19 protein-coding genes and 1 pseudogene are annotated in these 22341 nt (G+C 42.3%); all 20 read left to right on the plus strand.

The features are described 5' to 3' along the window. The first annotated feature begins 1 nt into the window (after nucleotide 1). The 20 genes and pseudogenes from LC073_RS06350 (at nucleotide 2) to wecB (ending at nucleotide 22289) form a co-directional block, all read left to right on the plus strand. Nucleotides 2-1240 carry a glycosyltransferase family 4 protein gene (locus LC073_RS06350; protein ID WP_226645089.1) on the plus strand — a complete coding sequence of 413 codons (1239 nt, stop codon included), beginning with the start codon at nucleotides 2-4 and terminating at the stop codon, nucleotides 1238-1240. Further along, nucleotides 1233-2201: a hypothetical protein gene (locus tag LC073_RS06355; RefSeq protein WP_226645092.1), complete on the plus strand. Its 969-nt coding sequence runs from the start codon at nucleotides 1233-1235 to the stop codon at nucleotides 2199-2201. Before LC073_RS06350 ends, LC073_RS06355 begins: the two co-directional genes overlap by 8 nt. A 20-nt stretch (nucleotides 2202-2221) precedes the next feature. Next, a complete protein-coding gene (locus LC073_RS06360; RefSeq protein WP_226645097.1) occupies nucleotides 2222-3037 on the plus strand; it encodes a hypothetical protein in 816 nt (271 codons plus the stop codon). 168 nt (nucleotides 3038-3205) lie between these two features. Then, complete coding sequence (locus tag LC073_RS06365; protein ID WP_226645100.1) at nucleotides 3206-4819, plus strand: aldolase catalytic domain-containing protein; 1614 nt, start codon at nucleotides 3206-3208, stop codon at nucleotides 4817-4819. Then, nucleotides 4803-5453: an HAD family hydrolase gene (locus LC073_RS06370; RefSeq protein ID WP_226645103.1), complete on the plus strand. Its 651-nt coding sequence runs from the start codon at nucleotides 4803-4805 to the stop codon at nucleotides 5451-5453. Before LC073_RS06365 ends, LC073_RS06370 begins: the two co-directional genes overlap by 17 nt. Nucleotides 5454-5468: 15 nt before the next feature. After that, nucleotides 5469-6212 carry a 3-deoxy-manno-octulosonate cytidylyltransferase gene (locus LC073_RS06375; protein WP_226645107.1) on the plus strand — a complete coding sequence of 248 codons (744 nt, stop codon included), beginning with the start codon at nucleotides 5469-5471 and terminating at the stop codon, nucleotides 6210-6212. 223 nt (nucleotides 6213-6435) lie between these two features. Further along, complete coding sequence (locus LC073_RS06380) at nucleotides 6436-7149, plus strand: acyltransferase (protein WP_226645110.1); 714 nt, start codon at nucleotides 6436-6438, stop codon at nucleotides 7147-7149. 73 nt (nucleotides 7150-7222) lie between these two features. Next, nucleotides 7223-8158 carry a UTP--glucose-1-phosphate uridylyltransferase GalU gene (gene galU / locus LC073_RS06385; RefSeq protein ID WP_226645113.1) on the plus strand — a complete coding sequence of 312 codons (936 nt, stop codon included), beginning with the start codon at nucleotides 7223-7225 and terminating at the stop codon, nucleotides 8156-8158. Nucleotides 8159-8174: 16 nt separating this feature from the next. Next, on the plus strand, nucleotides 8175-9212 hold the full coding sequence (galE, locus tag LC073_RS06390) for a UDP-glucose 4-epimerase GalE (protein WP_226645116.1): 1038 nt from the start codon (nucleotides 8175-8177) through the stop codon (nucleotides 9210-9212). 370 nt (nucleotides 9213-9582) lie between these two features. After that, nucleotides 9583-10512, plus strand: a complete 930-nt coding sequence (locus LC073_RS06395) for a sulfotransferase family 2 domain-containing protein (RefSeq protein ID WP_226645119.1) — start codon at nucleotides 9583-9585, stop codon at nucleotides 10510-10512. A 454-nt stretch (nucleotides 10513-10966) separates the two neighbouring features. Continuing rightward, nucleotides 10967-13234, plus strand: coding sequence for a glycosyltransferase family 2 protein (locus tag LC073_RS06400; RefSeq protein WP_226645121.1), 2268 nt, complete (start codon nucleotides 10967-10969; stop codon nucleotides 13232-13234). Between the two features lie 957 nt (nucleotides 13235-14191). Continuing rightward, entirely contained in the window at nucleotides 14192-15019 is an 828-nt protein-coding gene (locus LC073_RS06405; RefSeq protein ID WP_226645124.1) for an ABC transporter permease, read from the plus strand. Next, nucleotides 15016-15723, plus strand: coding sequence for an ABC transporter ATP-binding protein (locus LC073_RS06410; protein WP_226645127.1), 708 nt, complete (start codon nucleotides 15016-15018; stop codon nucleotides 15721-15723). The genes LC073_RS06405 and LC073_RS06410 overlap by 4 nt, the downstream gene beginning before the upstream one ends. An 8-nt stretch (nucleotides 15724-15731) precedes the next feature. Continuing rightward, nucleotides 15732-16961, plus strand: a complete 1230-nt coding sequence (locus LC073_RS06415; RefSeq protein ID WP_226645130.1) for a hypothetical protein — start codon at nucleotides 15732-15734, stop codon at nucleotides 16959-16961. 90 nt (nucleotides 16962-17051) lie between these two features. Next, entirely contained in the window at nucleotides 17052-18686 is a 1635-nt protein-coding gene (locus tag LC073_RS06420; protein WP_226645132.1) for a polysaccharide biosynthesis/export family protein, read from the plus strand. Nucleotides 18687-18841: 155 nt separating this feature from the next. Further along, nucleotides 18842-19756 carry a glucose-1-phosphate thymidylyltransferase RfbA gene (gene rfbA / locus LC073_RS06425; RefSeq protein WP_226645134.1) on the plus strand — a complete coding sequence of 305 codons (915 nt, stop codon included), beginning with the start codon at nucleotides 18842-18844 and terminating at the stop codon, nucleotides 19754-19756. An 83-nt stretch (nucleotides 19757-19839) separates the two neighbouring features. Next, nucleotides 19840-20220 (plus strand): annotated as a pseudogene (locus LC073_RS06430) (dTDP-4-dehydrorhamnose 3,5-epimerase family protein). Next, the gene (locus tag LC073_RS06435) at nucleotides 20169-20417 is read left to right on the plus strand and encodes an NAD-dependent epimerase/dehydratase family protein (protein ID WP_226645136.1); all 249 of its coding nucleotides are present in this window, start codon (nucleotides 20169-20171) and stop codon (nucleotides 20415-20417) included. Before LC073_RS06430 ends, LC073_RS06435 begins: the two are co-directional and overlap by 52 nt. Before the next feature lie 253 nt (nucleotides 20418-20670). Further along, on the plus strand, nucleotides 20671-21135 hold the full coding sequence (locus LC073_RS06440; RefSeq protein ID WP_226645138.1) for a hypothetical protein: 465 nt from the start codon (nucleotides 20671-20673) through the stop codon (nucleotides 21133-21135). A 29-nt stretch (nucleotides 21136-21164) separates the two neighbouring features. Beyond that, complete coding sequence (gene wecB / locus LC073_RS06445) at nucleotides 21165-22289, plus strand: non-hydrolyzing UDP-N-acetylglucosamine 2-epimerase (protein WP_226645141.1); 1125 nt, start codon at nucleotides 21165-21167, stop codon at nucleotides 22287-22289. The last annotated feature ends 52 nt before the right edge of the window (nucleotides 22290-22341 follow it).

Genomic DNA, 22341 nt, shown 5'->3' on the forward strand with positions numbered 1-22341 from the left:
GATGACTGAACACAGAATACTGATTGTTTCCCACGGTCACCCCGATCATAGCAAGGGTGGTGCAGAAGTGGCTGCCTATAATCTGTTTAAGGAATATGAACGACTGGGCTTGGATACAGTTTTTCTGGCACGAAGCGACCAGCCTTCCCATGGAGGTTCCGCCTTTTCAACGATTAATTCGGACAAGGAAATTCTATTTCATACCCATATGTCCGACTTTTTCCTATTCCAGTCTGGCTGTAAAAAGCATGTATGGCAGGAGTTTCGGGCACTACTCGAACGCTACAAACCCACGGTAATACATTTTCATCACTACATACATATGGGGTTGGAGTTAATACGTGAGGTAAGGAATACACTGCCGAATGCACGTATTGTTGTAACCTTGCATGAGTACTTGGCCATCTGTGCTAATAACGGCCAAATGGTTAAGCCGGGTAAGCAGATGAAGCTCTGCTATAAGTCATCTCCCGCGGACTGCGCACGCTGTTTCCCCGAACGTTCTGCTGCGGACTTCTTTCTGCGAGAAAAATATATCAAATCCATTTTCAATTTAGTGGATATGTTTGTCTCCCCTAGCCATTTTCTGATCGAGCGCTATAAAGCTTGGGGAATTCCCGAGGAAAAAATGGTGATGATTGAAAATGGTCAGCCGGAGATTGAAGCTCCAGCAGCGCGCCAGCTAGCAGAAGGGGAGGGCCGCGGCCGTTTTGCTTTCTTTGGCCAGATCAATCCATTCAAGGGTGTGGACGTGCTGCTGGAGGCCTTTAAGCTATTGCCAGAAGATATTCAAAAGAAGGTGCATCTTGATATTCATGGTGCAAACCTGGAGGGGCAAACAGAGGCGTTTCAGGAGAAATTCCATGGTCTGCTGGAAGACCTCGGTGATTTGGTTACTTTACACGGCTCCTATGAGTCTCATGAGATCGGTCGCCTGATGGAGCAGGCTGACTGGGTGATTATTCCTTCGGTATGGTGGGAGAACTCACCGATGGTAATCCAGGAAGCCTTTAACCACGGTCGCCCGTTGATCGGAAGTGATATTGGTGGAATGGTTGAAAAAATTACCGATGGTGTTAATGGCTATAATTTCCGCAGTGGAAGTAGTAATTCTCTTAAGCAGGCTATTTTGAAAGCGTTTAGAGATACGAATAGCTGGGACTTGGTTGCAAGTGACATCCCTAAACCTTTAACAGTTAGTGAGTGCGCAGATAAACATATGGGTATTTATTATGGCTAAATTATATCTGCACGTTGGGATGCCAAAGACGGGTACAAGTTATATTCAAGCCTACATGAATTTAAATGTAAAAAGGCTGAAGGCTGATCACGATGTTGAGGTTGTGTCTGGTCGGGATCCGCATATTCTTGCATGCGAACATATTAAGGATGCTCGATTGCAAAAGCGGGAAGATATTAAAGGACTGCTCCAGGAAAAAAAATTAGCTGATATATCACAAAGACTGTCTAAGTTCAGTTCAGGCTCGGTAGTGATTTGCTCATCTGAGTATTTTACTCTCTCTGACAAAAAGTCGGTATTGAATTATTTTTTTTCTTTTTTTGATGATGTAGAGGTCATCTATACAGTCCGCAGACAAGACAAGTTACTGGCTTCTGGATTTAACCAGGATGTAAAGGCCTTAGGGAGAACTTCTAATCTTGTCTGGTCCAAAAATGACAAACTTCTTGATTATCACTCTAACTGTAAGGAGTGGAGGAATCTGGGCGCTGAAGTATCAATTATTAACTTCGATCAAGTCCGAAAGTCTAAACAGAACCTCGAAAAGGTTTTTCTTAAACTTTGTGGCGTGGGCGGAGACCTTTCTGGTTATACGATTCCTGATTCCGTTGGGGCTAATTACTCGCTAAAAAGAAGAGAGGTTCTGTTAAAATTGGCCCTCAATCGTCGAGGTGTTGAAATGCCAGAGGTTATGGAAAAATTTATCAATTTCAATAACCAAGATGTGGAATTTGCGCTTCCGAAATATTATGAGCGAGTAATGATGAGCTATTACTCAGATTCGAATAAAAAATTCGCGGAAGAGTTTTGCGGTGATTCTGATATGACCGAATTTTTCGCATTAAGTGCCACAACCAATAGCGTCGATAAGTTTGAGTGGAATCCAATAGGAGATTCTGAGTTGATAATTAATTTTTTGATAGATTTTGTTGTTGGTCAAGAATTTGGTAAGAATGAATAGAGTCTAAGTTGAGAGAGAATATGACGGTTCTATGTGTTTCGACTGCTAGTGGTGATGCGAATTTATTAAGGCAGCAAATTCTTACATATAATAAATGTTTCGATAATGATATTTTTCATGCTATACATCTGAGTGAAGAGTTTAATGAGTATTTATATGTAAATCCATCAGAAAGGAAATTGCTCCTAGATATCGGAAATGTACATCTGTTTAATAGGGTGAAGACAGCGTACGGTGTGATATTTCATGCAATGCTTCAGTCTGTTTTGGAAGCTTTAAGAATAGGCGTGAAATTCGACTATGTGTTTTTTCATACTAGCTCTGATCTAATGGTTAAGAGGGGGGCGAATAAATATATACGTATGTATGATATAGGAGCTGCAAAACCACATTTTTTGAATTCAAATGGAATTTGGTATGAAAAAGCAATAAATTTTAAAAAAGCTGATGCGCTTTTATCATCGCTAGGGTCGGATAAACGTTATAAAGCGAGAGCCGAGGGCTGTTTTTTTAAGCGCGAAATATTTTTTGAATTGATATATCCGCTGCTTACACATTACGGCTCCATCGAATTTAACGATCTTGCCAGGCATCCTGTTGAAGAGGTGGAATTTGCATGGGCAATAGAGTTTTTCTGTGCCAGAAATAGCATTAAGCGAGTAGATAATTTGGTTAAGACCCTTGTAGGACGTAAAAGAATCGCACTTTTGGAGGATGTTGAATCAGTGGCGCGTGAAGACGGAGTGTTCGGGTTAAAGAGGTTTAGTTCGGATAGGTTTGATGCTGCACGATCGTACATTTTTGATTCAATAGGATTAAATAAAAGTGACTTATGATTATTTATCTGATGTCTGATGTCTGATGTCTGATGTCTGATGTCTGATGGTTGGAATTTTATAAATTTTATTACTGTATCAATAAAAATATGCACTGAAATGATTTATGTGTGTGGATTAGAAATTTAAAGTCACACAAGAAAGAGTTTTCTGTAAGGGGGAATATCGATGATGATACTAGATTGTACGCTTAGAGATGGCGGATATTATAATAACTGGGACTTTGATCCCAATATCGTAAATTCCTACCTCGCTTCCATGTCACAGGCAAAAGTGGATTTTGTAGAGTTAGGGTTAAGGTCATTCCCAAAGAACGGTTTTTTGGGCCCTTTTGCATATACAACAGAATTGTTTCTCGAGAGCTTAGAATTGCCTGATGGCCCGGTTTACGGAGTCATGGTAGATGCAAAGACAATTCTTTCTGCCGAGATTCCAGTGATTGAAGCTATCGATAAACTTTTTATCAACAAAGTCGATAGCAAAATTGGTCTGGTTCGAGTAGCGGCTCATTTTAATGAGGTTGAGGCGTCAGGCGAGATTGTTAAGGCTTTGAAGGAAAGAGGATATATAGTTGGTTTCAATCTTATGCAGGCTGGCGGTAAACCTTGCGATGTAATCGCCGAAAAGGCGGAGTTAGCAGTCAGTTGGGATTGCTTGGATGTTCTCTACTTTGCCGACTCGCTTGGGAATATGGATAGCGATGAGGTATTCAGGATTATCGCCGCATTGAGGCGGCATTGGGATGGTGAGCTCGGCATACACACCCACAACAATATGGGGAAGGCGCTGGATAATACGATTGCAGCCTATAACAAAGGCGTTACTTGGTTGGATGCAACGGTCACAGGGATGGGCCGAGGTGCCGGTAATGCTCAAACGGAAAATCTATTGGCAGTGCTGAACAAAACCAATGCGCCCTATGCGCCAAAGCCGGTTTATGATCTGGTCGTCAGGCATTTTAGCCTGATGCAAAAGGAGTACGGTTGGGGAAGTAATCTTCTTTATTTTCTCGGTGCACAGAATGATGTACATCCAACCTATGTGCAAAATTTATTGTCAGATGAGCGATATGGTCCAGACGAAATTGTAGGAGCGATCGATTATCTAAGTAGTGCAAATGCCTCCTCTTACGATGGCAAGATACTCGAACAGGCGCTGCAATTGAGTGCAGTTAGCAATGAAGTGGGCGGGTCGGATACGTTGTTGAATGCGTTTTCTGGTCGTGAAGTTCTTATTGTCGGTAGTGGCAATAGTGTTAACCGGTACAACTCTGGAATATTCGATTATATCCGAGATAGAAAGCCTGTCGTATTGGTGATCAATCTAAATGGCGATATAGATGAGGATTTGGTTGATTATATCGTTATCTCCCATAACTCTAAATTTCTTGCAGATAAAGAAAAGTATCAAAATTCTGATAAACCAATAATTCTTCCACGTCAACGCTTCTCTCCTGAAGATATGGAGGTTTTAAATCCTCATTCAGAAATTATTGATTATGGATTGCAGGTTGAGAGTGGGATTTTCGACTATACCGAAACACATTGTGTAATTCCGCTAGAGTTGACTGCGGGCTATGCGCTTTCGATTGCTCTTATTGGTGGTGCTAAGGCAATAAGCCTAGTCGGATTTGATGGTTACGACAAAGGAGATAAGCGGCAACAGGAGATGATCGATTTAATGATGGCTGTGCATGACAAGCACAGTGATGACATTATTTTATCATTGACACCGACTACTTATCCTATGAGCGAAGGATCTATTTATGCACCATCTATTTGAATATGATCTTTATATATTCGACTGCGATGGCGTAATTCTGGATTCAAATGCATTGAAAATTCAGGCGATGGAGCGGGCTTTGACCGGATATTCTGAGAGTGAAATATCCAGTTCCCTGGATTATTTTGCCAAGAACTTTGGAAAGTCACGCTATCATCACGTAGAGTTTTTTTTACGTAATGTGATCAAAGTTTCTGAGAGTGATTTTTCAGATCGCTATAGCCAGGTATTAAATCTATATGCAAGATATTGTGAAAAATTGTATCTTTCAGCAGCCATTTGTGACGGATTTATTGAGTTTATTTCAAACCTTGGGATGCCATGTTATGTGGCTAGCGGCTCAGATCAAGATGAACTCCGGCAAGTGTTTGCTAAGAGAAAATTGAGTAAATATTTTATAGATATACTCGGCTCTCCAGAAAAAAAAGCTAATAATGTAAGAAAAATATTATTCGAATCAAAGGGCAAGGCTCTGATGATTGGTGATTCTTTAAGTGATCTAGAAGCTGCTAGAGAATGTGAAATTGATTTTCTTTATGTATCGAAATATTCGGCATCACCTGAAACCGTAAGATCATCAAGCTTATTTTCGGAAACTGAGGAAATTTTGTCCTTTTCGAGCTTGACCAGTTAATTTGGTGGTTTATAAATGAATTATGCAGTAATAATACCTGCACGCTATAAGTCAACAAGACTACCAGGTAAACCTCTCCTTGACATCTGCGGTAAGCCTATGATTCGTCGTGTTTGGGAGCAGTGTGTATCGGCGGTGGGAGAGGCAAATGTCTATGTCGCTACGGATGATGACAGGATTTCAACTTGCTGTCGTGAATTTACCGATAATGTCTTGATGACTAGCGACAACTGTAAGACTGGCACTGATAGGGTTTTTGAAGCAGCAAGAATAATAGGGAATTTAGACTTTGTAGTTAATGTGCAAGGAGATGAGCCTTTAATAAACCCTGATGAAATCTCGTGCATCATTGAAAAGTATATGGAGTGCCCTGGAACTATCGTAAATGGTATGGCCAGAATTGGCTCAGAGAATGAGTATATTAGCAATACGGTTCCAAAGGTCGCTTTTAGAGCGGATGGTCGGCTTTTATATATGAGTCGCGCTGCCATACCTTCCAATAAGTCAGGCAATTTTAATACTGCTTGGAAACAAATTTGTATATATGCATTTCCCATGAAAGCTTTGTCTGAATTCGCCTTGATGGAAGAAAAAACCTTATTTGAGAACGAAGAAGATATAGAGATTCTCAGATTTTTGGAGATGGGATATGACGTGGCAATGGTTGAAGTTGAAGGAAATAGTATCGCGGTAGATACACCTGATGATGCGAGAAAAGTCACTGAAATACTGGGCAATAATCCTACTTATAGTACATAGACTCGTAGCTTGTTACTTTTTATATAAAATGGGTAATCGGGTATGTGTTGCAGTTATGATCTCTACACAGGAAAGTACTTTATTTTAAATAATATTGATAGCGCTATAATATTATTTTAACGAGGTGCCTGTGTGTCAGATTGGTAGTTGTTGTGATTTGTATTATGGTGAAATTTGAAAATTCCGTGATGATTTTATTTGTAGAGTTTGTAGAGTTTTTATAATGAAGCATTCAATTTTTGATTTGCCAAAAGAAATAGTTGTCGAAGGAGGTTTCGACAAAGAGTGTTTTGTGGAGATAAGTGGGACTTCGATTGAAGCTTTGGAGAGCGGAAAGCTCAAGGTTTCAATTAAAAGACACGGTGGGAAGAAGTTAGTCAATAATTTTCACCTCAATTTGGCCTCAGCGAATGGGGTTATTTCTATTTTTGTTGGAAATGATGGGTCTAGCGTGTCCTTTGGGGAGGGGAGTTACGGGAGTTACGATATTAGGCTGTGGCGAGGTGGTAAGGTTTCAGTTGGTGATGGGACTAGCTCTAATGGGACGATGATTGTTTGTGATAATTCCGGGTTCATAACTGGATCTGACTGCATGTTTTCAGGGGGAGTATTGGTGCAAACTGCAGATCAACATGGGGTTATTGATTTATCAAGTGGCGAAATTGTTAATGATATTTATTCAGAGATTGTTCTAGGTGATCATGTTTGGTTAGGGAGGAATTCTACTTTGATGCCAGGTGTTGAAGTAGGTTCAGGATCCATTGTAGGTGCTGGATCAATAGTAACCAAGAGTTTAGAAGATAAAGTGATTGCTGCAGGTGTTCCAGCTAGAGTGGTTAGGAAAAGTGCTACATGGTCTCGACATCCAAGTAAACTTGACTCTTTATCAAAAGAATATATTGATTCATTTTGCAAAGAAGGAATTACTAGTGTGTGATATTTGTGCGAGATCTTAGATTCTAATGTGAGAGTTTCATAATAACCAAACTTTATCACTTGATGTTTCGAACATGAAAGCAATTTTACCCGTCGCCGGCTTAGGAACTCGTATGCTACCGGCCACAAAGGCGATTCCCAAAGAAATGCTGCCTATCGTCGATAAACCACTTATTCAGTATGTGGTCAATGAAGCGATTGCGGCTGGTATAAAACATATTGTACTGGTTACTCACTCCAGTAAGAACTCTATCGAAAATCATTTTGACACCAGTTTTGAGTTGGAGGCGACCCTAGAGGCCAGGGTCAAGCGTCAGCTGCTGGATGAGGTGCGATCCATCTGCCCGAAAGACGTTACCATCATGCACGTGCGGCAGGGCGAGGCGAAAGGCCTGGGGCATGCGATCCTGTGTGCCCAACCAGTGGTCGGAGATGAGGACTTTGCAGTGCTACTGCCGGATGTCATTATCGATGATGCAGCCTCAGATCTCAGTCGCGATAATTTAGCGCAAATGTTATTTCGGTTCGATCAAACCGGTGTTAGTCAGGTGATGGTGGAACCGGTGCCGCAGGAAAAGGTACATCAATACGGGGTAGCGGATTGCCAGGGGGCTACATTATCCCCAAATACCTCGCAGCCAATGACGGCTATCGTGGAAAAACCACCGGTGGAAGAAGCACCATCAAATATGGCTGTGGTTGGGCGCTATGTATTATCACGCAAGCTATGGCCACTGCTTGAACAGACATTACCGGGTGCCGGTAATGAAATACAGCTCACTGATGCTATTGCTGATTTGATAGCCCAGGAAAGCGTCGAAGCCTACCGTATGGTCGGCAAGAGCCATGATTGTGGTTCTAAGCTGGGATATTTAAAGGCAAATGTTGAGTATGGCTTACGCCATCCAGATTTAGCTAAGGAATACCGAGCTTATTTAAATACGTTGATGCTATCTGAGAGCAGGGTTTCCAATGGTAAGCTCAAAATTTCACAAGAAGCTGTAGCATGATGGAGACTGAGTAGCAATGGTTAGAAAAGTATTGGTTACCGGGGGCGCTGGCTACATAGGCTCCCACACCTTGGTGGCATTGCAAGAAGCAGGTTTTGAGGCTGTCGTCATTGACAGCCTGTGCAATAGCTCCGAAATAGCTTTACAGCGGGTACAAAGGATTACCGGTAAACCGGTGAGATTTTATCCTGGTGATATCAGAGATCGCAGACTGCTAGATCAAATACTTACTGAGAATAAGATTCATTCAGTAATTCACTTTGCTGGGTTGAAAGCTGTAGGAGAGTCTTCGCAGAAGCCGATCGACTACTACCAGAGTAATGTCGCTGGTAGCCTGGTATTGCTAGAGGCTATGCAGGAAGCTGGAGTCAAGCGATTGGTTTTCAGCTCTTCGGCTACCGTTTATGGCAGTGAGGCTCCGGTGCCCTACGTGGAAACTCTGCAAACTGGAAACACCAGTAACCCATATGGCACCAGTAAATGGATGGTGGAGCAGATATTGCAGGATGCCGCCGCTGCGAACCAAGAGCTTTCTATGGCACTCCTTCGGTATTTTAACCCTGTTGGGGCCCATCCCTCGGGACTGATCGGGGAAGACCCTCAAGGAATACCTAACAATCTGTTGCCGTATATCGCTCAGGTCGCGGTGGGAAAACGCAAAGAGCTGTCGATATTTGGTGATGATTATCCCACATCAGATGGTACCTGCTTGAGGGATTACCTGCATGTGATGGATTTAGCAATAGGGCATGTTCGAGCCCTGGAATGGATAGAAGATAAAGTAGGTACAGAGGCATTCAACCTAGGAACAGGTAGGGGAACCTCCGTTCTCGAAATAGTTCGTGCCTTTGAACATGCCTCTGGCGTACCAATACCCTATACAGTAGCGCCCCGTCGCGCAGGAGATCTGTCAGCCTTTTGGGCTGATGCCTCCAAGGCAAAGCGGGAATTAGGATGGGTTGCAGATTTGGGGCTAAAGCAAATGATGGCGGATACATGGCGATGGCAAAGGGAAAATCCGCAAGGTTATAACGCTACCAACTCTGAGAGTTAGGTAGTAGCCCCAAAGAGAATATTTGCCTTTTGGTGTCAAGTAGAGAGATAGAAAGAGAAGGCGTAAATAATTACCACTTGCTAAATTGATTTTGTGTAGGAAATCATATCTGGATGTGGCTAATCTGGGCAGAGTATGAGCACCTATTTATGTAGAATACTCGATCCATGAAAAGTGAATAAATAGTCGCTTAAATTATAAATTAGATAAGCATTCTACGAGAGTTTTGTTAATTTCCTCTATATGATTACAACGACATTAGGATATGAATAAAGAATAGATGGTACTAATCCATGGCTTTTGCCCGTTTGTGGATGAGATCGATAAGCTAAACTTAAATTGATAGCGGTATGATATTTTGAGTCCAATTGTGTTCGTACATATCCCAAAAACTGCGGGTACCAGTTTTCGTTTGGGGGCTGATGCTTTTTTTGGGAAAGAAAATGTCTGTCGAGACTATGGAGAAAGGGCAGTAGAAACCAGTACGATTGTCAGAGAATGGATTTCTAGTGACAAAGACGGATGGTTATTTGCAAGAGACTTTGAAAAGCTGGGCTACCAATTTCTTACAGGGCATTTTCATGCGGCAAAATACATAAGTATTTTTGATGCTAGTAGAATGATCACTTTTCTACGAGATCCAATACAGAGGATTGCCTCCGAATATAATCATTTTGTGAGGAATAATGGTTATAAGGGGAGTTTTGAAGATTTTTTTCGAAGCCCTCAAAATATTAATCGTCAGCTCCGCCTCGTGGGAAAGAATAACTGGGCAGAGTTTGGGTTTATTGGGTTTGTGGATGCTTATCAGGATTCCTTAAAATTGCTCAATAGTAAGTTTGAAATTGATATTCCTCAGCTGCATGAAAACGTAGCAGAAAGTGAAGCAGTTAAACCACAACAACTAACAGAAGATCAAGTAGACGAGTTGCAAATTCTTAATGCAGAAGAGTTGGAGTTTTTTAGCAATGCTCGGACGCAGTTTGACTGGCGTCTTCGCCTTGCGTGCGCTGATGAAAGCTATGTTTCGGGTTGTGTGACTCATGTTGAAATGGGAAAGCTAAAAGGTTGGGCAATCTCCGAGGATATTAATAACGCAGTATTAATTCAGGCCAAAGTTAACAATGAGATTATTGGGGAATGTAAAGCTAATGAATTTCGCCCCTATTGTAGGGCGCGTGGGCTTGGTCGGGGCGGCTTTATAGGCTTTTCGTTTGAATTTTCTAGAGAGGTAGATGTTGACTCTGTAGAGTGTGTTGTGGCTAACACACAGCAGCCTCTATTAAATTTATATAGTTGATTGTTTCGTTGCTTAAGAAATAAAAGATGATAATCTGATTTTATGTGAACTTGAGAGTAGGGTTATCCTGGAACCTACTTGGTAGAATTTTGGGTCATAGAGCATAAATTCATGGGAGGCTTCAATGGTAAAACGTTATATAAAAATATTTTACTAGAGATACGATTTCAATTGTATTGTAAGACTACCATGAAGTTTTCAAATTTTTGTAGGTTGGGTGTACATGAGTGCACCTCAAAATCAAGACGCTATGATTTTGATAATCTGAAACCCAGCGTATTTGAAAGTGGCGAGTAATTTGTCCCCAGGTTCAGAGAGGTTGTCATTTTCTGGGTTAGATTAAATCGCTATGAGGTTAAACCCCGTTCTGGCGATTATCTCAAGCTTGGATTGCGAATAATAGATTTAAAATTATTTTTATAAAGTTTTTTTTACTAAATTGGTCTTGTAGGTTGTGTTGAAGTTTTTAAAGTCTTTGTTTCATATTAATATATCCCCAAGGCTAAAGCCTGAAGTAGCAATTGAATGCGTCGATGATGCAAAGACAGTTTTTGACTGGTGCTCCAAGGGGAGTGATCCTCAATTTTTACTAAAAAATCATACCCTCAATGCCGGTTGGTATATGGTGGAAATTGAACTTAAGCATGATCAACCTTGTGCAGATTCAAAAATATACGTTGATTACGGTGAGGGATTTAATGAGGGTGATAGTTTTTCTATACCGATAAAATATGGAAGAATTACTAAGCGTCTTATTTATCTATCTTCCCCAGCACAGTCGCTGCGTTTTGATCCGCTGGAGACTGTAGGGTTGTTTACCATTCAGTATTTTCATTTAGTAAAGCTTTTACCTTACTTTGCTAAGGATAGACTGTCTCAGCGTCTAGTTAATATGCATTTCAAATTTCGTAATATGAGTAAGGAAAGTGTCCTAAAGCATATTTATGGGGAGTCCAACAAAAAAGGATGTAGTTGGCAAGAATTAGCGCTAAATTACTATGAAAAAACCTTTATTAAAAGGCGCCAGGTGAGGGATTATGCTGATTGGATAGAAAAGGTAGAAAATAATAATCTAAACTCTCGCAAATATTATAATAAAGAGATAGAGAGGGATATTCAGCCCCTTATCTCAATTATTCTTCCTACATTCAATTCAAATATTGATTTATTGAAGGAGTGCATTGAATCCGTAATTAATCAAACTTATGATAAATGGCAATTATGTATCGCCGATGACGCTTCCCAGAGCTCAACGGTAAGAGCTTGTTTGAGAAAGTATCAAGAGTTAGATTCCCGTATCTACGTAGATTACCGGAAAAACAATGGGCATATTTCTGCTGCTAGTAACAGCGCTTTATCATTGGTAAAGGGTGACTATATTGCCCTGTTGGATCATGATGATATCTTGGCACAAAAAGCACTTCAAAGAGTTGCAGAAGAAATTTTGCAAAACCCACAGGCTTTGCTGCTATACAGTGATGAAGATAAAGTTGACAAATATGGTGAACGTTATGATCCCCACCTTAAGCCAAGTTGGAATCCAGACCTGCTACTTTCACAAAATTATATCTGCCATCTAACCATAATTAAAACACAATTAGTGAGTCAAGTTGGCGGTTATCGAATTGGTGTTGAAGGCAGCCAGGATCATGATTTATTGCTGCGCTGTATGCCATACCTTGATTCCGATAATGTGGTACATATCCCTGAGGTACTCTACCACTGGAGAGCTATTAGTGGATCTACAGCACAAGAGAGTAACGCCAAGAATTATGCCGCTACAGCGGGCTTAAAAGCCGTTTCCGATTACCTGAAACGTGAAGACCTAAGTGCAACAGCCGAGCCCGGAACTGTACCAAATAGCTATCGGGTCCGTTGGTCCATTCCCGAGCCAGCTCCGTTAGTGAGCCTTCTGGTCCCAACAAGAGACGGCATTGATATCCTTAAACCTTGTATTGAGGCTATTCTTTCCAAAACCAACTACTCTAATTTTGAATTGATCATTTTAGACAACCAAAGTCGCTGTAAAGAAACATTACGCTTTCTTGAAGAAGTTACAAGCTCCGACTCACGGGTTTCTGTCCATCGTTGGGATCATCCATTTAATTATTCTGCTATTAATAACTATGGAGTGAGCTTAGCGAAGGGTGAAATTATTGGATTGATAAATAATGATATAGAGCCGATTAATGTCCTTTGGTTGACGGAGATGGTAAGTCAGGCAATGAGACCTGAAATTGGCTGTGTAGGAGCTAAACTTTACTACCCAAATGATACGATTCAACACGGTGGTGTTATCTTGGGTATTGGTGGAGTTGCGGGGCATTCTCACAAATATTTTTGCCGTAATGATTATGGTTACTTTTCTCGGCTGCATTTGGTGCAGAATCTTTCTGCAGTAACAGCTGCGTGCCTTCTATTACGTAAAGAAGTATTTGAACAAGTGGGAGGGCTGGATGAAAAAAACTTGGCTGTAGCTTTTAACGATGTGGATCTTTGCTTAAAAGTGCGTGAAGCAGGTTATCGAAACCTATGGACTCCATATGCCGAGCTTTACCATCATGAGTCAGTATCTCGAGGGACTGACAATACTATTTCTAAACGTCGACGTGCACAAAAAGAGGCGGAATATATGCGTGCTCGCTGGGGCGAACAGCTGGATGCAGATCCTGCTTATAATCCCAATCTAACTCTGGTACATGAAGATTTCTCATTGGCATAAAAATAATACCGCAAATAAATTATCCAAACTTAAACTCTCTTACGGTATCTTTATTTCTCTTGGTTTAAAGTAAGAACTGAAATTCCCTTATGCTGCAAGCAGATCATCTTGCAACCCCATTAATAACTCATTCGGTGACCTTTCACCCAGGCTCGCTCCAGGCCTACTATTCAAACGACCCTTACCAATTTCACTTACTATCCAAGACCAAGACCAAGACCAAGACCAAGACCAAGACCAAGACCAATAGGTTAAGATTTTATTCTGCTTTTGCGAATGGTATAAAATCATTGAGCTAATAAGAGTTATCCCAATTATAATAGGTCATTAGGTAGAAATCAGTGTCACGGCTTGTCTCTGTTATAGGGTCGTACCAAATAGAATGGCATCCCCCCGTTTTTTAGGCTGCTAAAAAGCTACTTTTTTGCATCATTGTCCCAAAAATTATTGCGATGATTTATGCCTTGAGTCATTCGGTAGCGCCATAGATGTTGTCGTAAAAAGTGTTTTCTATACTGATTGCTAGGATCCGAGTGGAATGTGGTGCCATTTTAATTTCTATTTCTTCCGTTCCAGACGATAAATTTTGGTATAAAGCTCCTGGTTTTCTTTTGGGATAATTGCCTTACTTGCAGGTGTGCACCGCTACATTCAGTCTTATGCTGCTTTACGCAGTGGCGAATGGTTGTTGTGCCGGTATCCAGGGAGGGCTGCATCCAGCTTGAACTCTAGGAAGAAAGACGCGACGTTGACTATTCATCGAACCCCTCTATTACAGGTGAAAATCTTAACACTTAAATTCTTATCCGAGATTAGTGGGCTACTTGATAATCGATTTAATATGAGGTGTCAAAACGGGCAGCGATAACATGCATAGCTAATTTTGAAAATAACTGGCATTTTCAGGATGATTCGCTATATATATATGTAAGTTTAGCATTGCTCACAATAACAAAAATGAGTGTAGTCAATAATATCCAAGAAAAAACTGCTATGGGTCCCTCAAACTCACGCTCTGTCTGGCAGATACAGCGAGATGTAATCTTTGCGCTACTTTTACGTGAGATAAAGACCCGTTTTGGAAAATGGCGGCTGGGGTATGCATGGGTGCTTCTTGAGCCGGCAATGCACATTATGTTACTAGCAACGATTTTTAGCTTGATTGGTAGAGAATTCTATCCTGGTGTGCCGACTGTTTTATTTATATTGGGTGGGATTGCACCGTTTCTATTTTTTAGCCATTCTTTCTCCAAGGGGCTAGCAGCAGTGTCTTCAAATCGAGGGCTGTTTAATTATCGACATCTGCGCCCATTTGATACAGTAGTTAGCAGGGTGTTACTTGAATTTGCTATTTATCTCTTAAGTATGTTTGTACTTTGGTTTGTACTTGCCTGGTTCGGAGTTAGAGTAGCTTTTGGGAATTTTCTTCTGCTTATTGAAGTTAATATTCTTTTCTTTTTCTTTAGCCTGGGGCTGAGTTTGGCCTTATGTGTTGTGGGTGAAAGGCTTCCGGAATTTTCTAAAGTTCTCCCTCTGGCTGTACGCCCTTTATATTTTATCTCCGGGGTTTTCTTCTCCCTGGAGCAGGTACCAGTGGAGTACCATGCCTATTTGGCCTGGAATCCATTGATGCATGTCATTGAATTGACACGAGAGGGGCTATTTGCCAATTACGAAGGTAAGTTTTCTAACTTTGAATATTTTACTTTTTCTTCCGTAGGTATGCTTGCCTTAGGCCTTCTGGTTTACAGGGCTCACTGGCGAGATTTGGTGCGCAGCCAATGATTAGGCTTGAAAACCTCACCAAGTCTTATAGAACCCCTCATGGACGTAAGATCCTTTTCCGGAATGTGAATGCCATTTTTCCAGAGGGAAAGAATATTGGAATCCTTGGGTATAATGGAGCGGGAAAGTCCACCCTACTGCGGATCATTGGCGGGATCGACTACCCCGACTCTGGTCATGTAGTGTCAGATCAAAGAATATCCTGGCCCCTGGGCCTGGCTAGCGGTTTTCAGGGAAGTATGACCGGTAGGGAAAATGTTTCGTTTATTTGCGGAATTCATGGTATTTGGAGAGAAAATAAACGAAAGATAATGGATCAGGTACAGGAATTTGCCGAAATTGGTAATTATTTTGATGCACCAATTAAAACTTATTCATCAGGAATGCGTTCGCGACTGGCTTTTGGGCTCAGTATCGCTGTGGAGTTTGATGTTTACTTAATAGATGAAGTAATGTCTGTTGGCGATGTTCACTTTAGAAGAAAATGTGAAACAGTAATATCTGAAAAGCGTACAAGCTCTAGCTTCATTATTGTGACTCATGCAATGTCAGTTTTGAAAAAAAATTGTGATGTGGGTATCTATATTGGAGATGGGCAGGTAAGGGTCTACCATTCTATCGATAAGGCTATTGCTTTATATCAGGCCGGAGTGCCAGACTCTAAGGTATCGGAAAATAATATGCCAAGTGCACTTAATGTATAGTAATAAATATGGATGTGAATAGCACTTCAGTAGAAGAAGACAAGATGAGCTCTGTACGCGGCCTGTTGCAATCATTTATCGAAAAAATTAGTAGTGGAATCACTGATGCTTCCTTTCAGGATAAACCGTTATTGAATTTGTCCTTGTTCAGAAATCATTTCGGATTTCTATTATTCGTATTGCTGCCCTTATTGCTTGTGGGGTTTTATTATCTATATGTGGTGACCGAACGCTATGTGAGCAGTACTCAGCTGATTGTTAAAGATACTGCTTCCTCCCAGGGTAGTCCATCCGCACTGGGTTTTTTGATACCAGGTATGGGGGTCGATAATCAGGATGCTTTCTTGGTCGTCAACTATATCCAATCCCTAGACATGGCTCTTTACCTGAATAGAGAGCTTAAGTTGATAGAGTACTACAAAAGTGACAGCCACGATATTTTTTCCCGGCTGGCAGAGGACGCTACTCAAGAAGATTATCTGGAGTACTACCGAAATCACATCTCCGTGGGTCACGATGAAACCACTGGAATCATCACCATAGTAATGCAGGCCTTTGATCCTACCTATGCACGGTTGCTCATTGAGACCGTGACACAAAAATCTGAGGATTTTGTTAATGCTGTGAGTAACCAGCTAGCCGACAAACAGGTGACATTTGTGAAGAACGAGGTAGAACTTGCTCAAAATAAGCTCCGCATTACAAAACAGGATATTCTTGACTTCCAAAATAGTAACAACGTTGTGAGCCCCGAAGAATTAACCAAGGGGATTAGCAGTATTATTCAGAACCTGGAGGCCCGTTTGGCAGAGCAGCGGGCCAAGCTCACGGCAGCTAAAACTTATCTGAATGCAGACTCTTCTCAGATAATTTCTCTTAAGGCAGAAATCGGCGCTTTGGAAAAGCAAATTGAATTTGAAAAAATCCGGCTAGTTGGTATAGGCGATAGAGAAGGTGAACAGAGGCTCAATACTCTGGGCGCTCACTTCCAGAATCTTGAGCTGGATTTGCAATTTGCGACTGATGCCTACGCCGCCTCTCTGAAAGCACTGGAAACTGCACGAATGGAAGCCTCTGGAAAACTGAAGCACCTAATGGTTGTAACACAGCCTTCTCTTGCAGAGGAGGCAGAGTACCCACACAAAATTTATAACCTGGCTAGCCTGGGGATAATATTGTTGTTGCTGTATGGCATTGGAAAGATGCTTGATGCCACTATTCGTGATCATCGGATATAAGTACTAATTTTAGTCAAATCTACCGGAATAAACGTGGTAGGCAGACAAAGGCTATTTTTTATATTAATTCATCCAATAAGATTGACCCAAATGATTACAGGAAAAATAAAAAATTTAGAGCTGAGCCTTGGACTAGTGACCATTTTTACCTGTAGTGTGGCTTTTGCATTGGAAACTCAACTCATAGATGACATCGACTCAGGCGAATTGACACAAACTGGAGTGCCGGTGTTTGGTCAGTCATTATTTCAGGGCAGGTTTAAGGACCAGCCATTCAGTGGTTTTAATCCAGATTACCGAATCACCATTGGTGATCAGATCAATTTACAGCTTTGGGGCGCTTACAGCTTCAGTGCCACCTTACCTGTTGACCCAAAAGGCAATATTTTTGTGCCTGAGGTGGGTCCCGTACATGTCTCTGGAGTCAATAATGGGGCGCTAAATGATTTTGTTTTGCGTCATGTGAAGCGTGTTTTTAAGAATAATGTACAGGCTTACGCGAATCTGGAAGCGAGTCAGCCGGTAAAGGTATTTGTCACCGGATATGTTAATAATCCCGGTCTTTATAACGGTTTTAGTTCAGATTCCATTCTTTATTATCTAGACAGTGCAGATGGTATAGATCCAAGAAGTGGAAGTTTTGTTGATATCAAGGTTATGCGTCAGGGGGAGTTGATACAGAAAGTGAACCTATATAACTTTCTAGTAGATGGCGTTATGCCCGCACTGCAATTGCGCAGTGGTGATGTGGTAGTGGTCGGAGCCCGCAATGGTTCAGTAACGGTTGAAGGCGCTGTTCAACAGGCCGCACAAATGGAATTTACCGGCCCCTATACCCAGTTAGGGGAGATGCTACTTGTCAGTAAACCCGACCCTCAAGCGAATTTCGCACGTATTACCCAGATCATTGATGGTGTGCAACAGGCAAACTATTTGCCTCTGGATGAGGCTATGACAACTCGACTCTACCCAGGAGCAGAGGTTGAGCTGGTACGTGATAATGATGTGAAATCTATTTCAATTCAGGTTTCTGGTGAGCTGGATGGGCCCGCAACTTATGTATTGCCCTACGGTGCTACGCTGGATGATCTCCTGGTTCAGTTGAATTTCCGGGAGAATGCAGATCAAAACTCGATTCAACTTTATCGCAAAAGTGTAGCGGAAAAACAGCGGGCGGCTCTGGATCGTTCGCTCGATGCACTGCAGATGGAGGTACTGACTCGCCAGCCAAATACCGATCTGGAGAAAACCGCACAAAAAGACAGTGCCGTGATGATACAAAATTTCATTAAACAGGCACGCAAAGCAGAACCCAGGGGACAGGTAGTCATTGCCAATAACCCAATTGCTACTGAAATGCTGCTTGAGGATGGGGATGAATTGGTAGTTCCCCTAAAAGCCTCTACCGTATCGATTGTAGGTGAGGTGATTTTTCCCACCTCTTTGGTTTATAACAAAAAGAATACGCTGGAAGACTATATAGAATTGGCGGGTGGCTTTGCCAATAATGCCAATCACGATGAATTGGTTATTTTACACCTTGATGGCACCATCAGCCGCATCGATGATAATGATTTTGATGATCGACTGGGGGATCGACTGCGCCCAGGTGATGAAATTATGGTTATGCCAAAAATTCAATCCAGCGAGCTACAGGTTACTAAAGACGTGACCGAAATTCTATACCGCATCGCAGTAGGGACGGCAGCTGTTCTGTCATTCTAGAAAAAAATAGGGTAAAGCGGCTGAATTATTTCAAGCCCTGCCATTTGGTGAGCGCGGGAGTGCACTGAAAATCCCGCATAACAGCAGATTCAAAATTATAAGAATTTTCTGGACCGATGGTCGATCACTGAGAACTCAAGTAATTGGGAGGAATTGTGGGCACGACTGATACGGGACGCAGGGGCATCATCCTTGCTGGTGGTACGGGCACGAGGCTGTATCCGCTGACTAGAGGTGTTAGCAAGCAACTGATGCCGGTATATGACAAGCCGATGATCTATTACCCACTTACCACGCTAATGTTGGCGGGTATTCGAGAAATTCTCATTATTACAACGCCACAGGATCAGTGCTTATTTCAGGCGCTATTGGGTGATGGTACTCAGTGGGGCATTACTCTGACTTATGCAAGACAGTCTTCCCCGAATGGATTGGCTGAGGCATTTATTATCGGCCGCAATCATATCGGCAACCAACCTAGTGCATTGATCCTTGGAGACAATATTTTTTATGCCCACCAATTTAGTGAGTTGCTAAACAGAGCAAATGCGCGCCAGTATGGTGCTACGATATTTGGCTATCGGGTTGCGGACCCTTGCGCTTACGGTGTGGCTGAATTCAACAACGATGGTAAAGTCATCAGTATTGAGGAAAAACCAGCTGAGCCAAAATCCAACTATGCCATCACCGGTTTGTACTTATACGATAACCAGGTCTGCGAATTGGTGAGGGAAATCAGGTCAAGTAGTCGCGGTGAATTAGAAATCACTGATCTTAACCGTATTTATCTCGATCGAGGAGAGCTCAACCTTGAATTAATGGGTCGTGGCTCTGCCTGGCTGGATACTGGTACACACGATAACCTGCTAGAAGCTGCGCACTTTGTACAAACTATTGAACGTCGCCAGGGGCTGAAAATTGCCTGTCCGGAAGAGGTTGCCTTTCGCAAAGGATTTATTACTTCCTCTGAACTCGAAAGCCAGGCACGGCTACTAATGAAAAGCGGTTACGGTAAATACTTGATGCGGCTACTGGATGAATCTCTGCGAGATCATACTTTTGGGCGTTGATTACGTTTGTGTAGCAGTGGTAAAAATGACATTTAGATCATACAGACTCAAATACCGGACGTAATAGTTATTGAGCCGAAGATCTGCGGGGATTCTTCTACGAATCATACCGTCAGGACCGGCCTAGCCGCACGTATGCAAGGTGGGTATTTGTTCAAGATAATCACAGTAAATCCGTTCGGGGTGTACTTAGCAGCTTGCACTACCAGAGCCTGAAACTCTAGTGGAAAATGGTACGGGTTATTTATGCTGAGGTATTTGACGTAGCGGTAGATCTACGGCGCAGCTACTCAACTTTCGGCCAATGGGTTGGGAAAATTCTCTCAGCGGAGAAACGACGCCAGCTTTGGATGCCGGAGGTATTCGCTCATGGTTTCTATGTAATGAGTGAGTTCGCAGAGTTTGTATACAAATGTACGGACTACAATGCCCCGGAAATCGCTACGATTTTCCTGAGAAATTGATTCCGCTAGTAATAATTAATTTCCTGAAGGACAAGCCGCTGCCAATTTACGGCGCTGGCCAGAAAATTCACGACTGGCTCTATGTTGGGGACCATACGCGTGGTACCGACTTGGTGATCAAGAAAGAGCAGCTCGTAGAGTGCTACAACATTGGCGGAAATAACGAGTGGAAAAATGTTCACAAGCGACGAAGGTGATACAAAGATGCGTTCATTACCCAGTTACCTATGTCCGAGACCGTACAGGGCATGACAGCAGATATGTGTTCAGTCCACCTAAAACCAATTTTCAGATTGGCTACCAGCCAAAAGAAACCTTTAAATCGGATACCAGAAAGACGATCAGATGGTATCTATCGAATAAAACTTGGTGGAATTCCATAGTGGATGGCAGACATCAGGAATAGATAACTGTGCGATATCAAAATGATTTAAATTATGGCTGAAAATTGTGATGGATGAAAAATATCAAATTCAATTAATGAAGGATTCCCCACTATTTGATGCTGATTGGTACAAGGCTCAACATCTGGATGTGGAAGGTATCAAGCTAACGCCTGAACAGCATTACCTTCGCTATGGATGGCGTATGGGAAGGAATCCTTCGGCTTTATTCTGTGGCGTAAGTTATTTAGAGAGCTATCCAGATGTGGTGCAGAGTAATGAAAATCCTCTTGTGCACTATCTTCGTTTCGGTCGGCATGAGGGACGACAGGTGCAGCCAGTTAGACAAAGAAATCCAAGCTTACAATTGGAAATCGGTATTGGAAGCACGTTTTCTCCTAAAGACCATAAAGATCAATCGCAATCAGATAATTCTGTAACCAATCAGCTTAATGAAACACAACGGTTACTGGAAAAATATGTTCGGCGTTGTCAAGAGCTCGAGTATCAGATTATGGATGGAAAGGTGTAGGGGTTTTTCTTTTTTCAAGGAATACTTAGATGAAGGTACTCATTGTATTTGGGACCCGCCCTGAAGCGATAAAAATGGCTCCGCTGGCCCTGAAGCTCCGGGGTAACCCTCAATTTGATATGCATGTCTGCGTCACTGCGCAGCATCGAGAGATGCTGGATCAGGTCCTCAGTCTGTTTGAGTTGAATCCTGATTACGACTTGAACTTAATGAAGCCGGGCCAAGACCTGACTGAAGTAAGCACCGGTATCCTTCAGGGTATGCGCAATGTATTGGTAGAGGTCAATCCAGACATAGTGTTGGTGCACGGTGATACGGCGACAACTTTCGCGACAACCTTGGCTTCCTATTATCAACAAATTCCTGTCGGCCATGTTGAAGCAGGGTTACGTACTGGCAACCTCTACTCGCCGTGGCCGGAAGAGGCGAATCGAAAGCTTACCGGCACCCTGGCGGCGCTCCATTTTGCCCCGACGGAAACGTCTAAAAATAATCTGCTTAATGAGGGAGTACCTGAAGAAAAAATTTTTGTGACCGGCAACACAGTAATTGATGCACTACTGGAAGTAGTTCGTAAGCTGGATAGTGATCAATCGGTTTTCGAGGAGTTGACTAGTAAATTCACATTCCTAGGTGAAGCTCGAAAGTTGATTCTGGTGACCGGGCACAGACGAGAAAGTTTTGGTGGCGGCTTTGAGCGTATCTGTCGTGCATTGGTTGAGACTGCTAAAGGCTACCCGGATATACAGATAGTTTATCCGGTGCACCTGAACCCGAATGTGCGTGAACCCGTTAATCGTCTGCTAAATAGCATAGATAATATTCATCTGATTGAGCCCCTGGATTACCTACCGTTTATCTACCTGATGAACAAATCCGATATTATTCTTACCGATTCCGGCGGCATTCAAGAGGAGGCACCGTCACTTGGGAAACCGGTACTGGTGATGCGCGATACCACCGAGCGTCCCGAAGCAATCGCAGCCGGAACCGTAAAACTGGTAGGAACAGAGGTAGATGTTATCACCCGGGAACTATCTTTGCTGCTTAACGACAGAGAGGCGTATAAAAAAATGAGTATCGCACACAATCCGTATGGTGATGGCGAAGCGTGTGACCGAATAATGAAAGCACTAATTGAGTTTAAAAAGTAGTGAAGGGGGAAAGGAATCGCTACACAGTAGTTGTAGCTTCTTCTTAAAGGAT

The organism is Microbulbifer variabilis (assembly GCF_020524905.1).
In the GTDB taxonomy this organism is placed as follows: Bacteria; Pseudomonadota; Gammaproteobacteria; order Pseudomonadales; family Cellvibrionaceae; genus Microbulbifer; species Microbulbifer variabilis_A.